This window comes from Endozoicomonas sp. ONNA1 (assembly GCF_024606325.1).
Taxonomy (GTDB): Bacteria; Pseudomonadota; Gammaproteobacteria; order Pseudomonadales; family Endozoicomonadaceae; genus Endozoicomonas_A.
The window spans coordinates 1-1,043 of the sequence record NZ_JAHHPN010000555.1; the positions used below are offsets into that span (position 1 = coordinate 1).

Genomic DNA, 1,043 nt, shown 5'->3' on the forward strand with positions numbered 1-1,043 from the left:
GTTCATACAGTTCTTGAGCAACAGCTTTACCGGTTTCATCCTTTGTTCACAGAGGTTGTTCGATATTTCCGCTGCACCGTCCTTGAGGATATTTCTCAGGGACTTCCACTGGTTTAACGTATAATTGACAGCCTTTCTCATCAGTTCGTTAGCCATAATCTTCGCATCCTGCATCATCATGACCACCTTATGATGGATACTTTCAAGGATCGGTCCTGTAAGCTTCCGTCTTTTCCCCTTTATCTGCTCACCGCTGAGCTTCATGGTGCGGAACAGATCTTCATTCATGAACATATCGCCGATGGAGTCTATTATCTCCATCGCTGTCCTGTCCGAAGGCAAGGCGTCAACCCACAACCTTCTGCAGTGCGTCCAGCATCCTATATGAAGCACCTTTGAGTCTTCTCCATCAAACATTCTGTAAACCGTATATCCGTCAGTGGAAAGGGTTCCCATAAAATGTTCCAGGAACGACTTCGCCACATCGGATGACCTGCTGCCGTTGTTATAGTGATAATAGACCATTTTCATATGCTTTGCAAAGAATGCCCATAAGTACTTTCTCCTGTAAGCCTTGCCTTCCTTTGTTTCGATGCCTACAAGTTCGGTCGGCTCATCAACCATAAGATATTCAGCCTGCTGTACAAACCCCTTGAAGACATCTTCCATGAACTCCTTTAGCTTGGCGATTCCGTTATGGATATAGCTGTTCAGTGTAGTATTGCTTATGTGGATGCCCTCTCTGGCAAGCAGTCTTATCTGTCTGTTCTCAGGCATACTGAAGTCATATTTCAGACAGAGCAGACGGGCAAGCAGTTCAGGGGAGAAAATACCTCCAAGTTTTTTCAGCGGATGTTCCATTGTGCTTACAAAAGTTCCGTCTGCAAGCTTTACCCTTGCCACCTTATACACATGCTCCACGTTATGAGCCCTTACATGTTCTATAACCCTGTATTCCCACACATCAGGCATACCGTTGCGGTTCATGACTGTCTCTTATACACATCTCCGAGCCCACGAGACTCGACGTCATCTCGTATGCC

The 1,043-nt window shown here is 45.9% G+C and carries 1 protein-coding gene; it reads right to left on the reverse strand.

Annotated features, from left to right (window positions below):
* The coding region (locus KDK19_RS12710; protein ID WP_257292110.1) for an IS66 family transposase at positions 1-987 on the reverse strand (987 nt) is incomplete at its 3' end.
* Positions 988-1,043: the final 56 nt, after the last annotated feature.